Here is a 235-nt window from a genome sequence, read left to right on the forward strand (position 1 = left end):
GGATGGTGCAGGCGATGTGCTTTTAAATTATCCCGACAGACAAGCGGTGATCAGTTATTCGAAAATTTCACAAGGTGAAAATATCACTGAAATTCAGGGGGAATTAGGTCGAATTAGAATTGAAGCCGTGTCGCAGCTTAAAAAAATAGAGTTTATTGCTAACAATGGTCATAAAGAGCTTATTAGCACGGAGTTTGACGAGCACTTTATGAAGTACGAACTCGAGAACTTTATC

The 235-nt window shown here is 39.1% G+C and carries 1 pseudogene; it reads left to right on the forward strand.

The features are described from left to right. A pseudogene (locus tag SB751_RS35375) lies at positions 1 to 235 on the forward strand (oxidoreductase); the annotation flags it as partial.

Source organism: Cupriavidus sp. SIMBA_020 (assembly GCF_046535395.1).
Classification (GTDB): Bacteria; Pseudomonadota; Gammaproteobacteria; order Burkholderiales; family Burkholderiaceae; genus Cupriavidus; species Cupriavidus campinensis.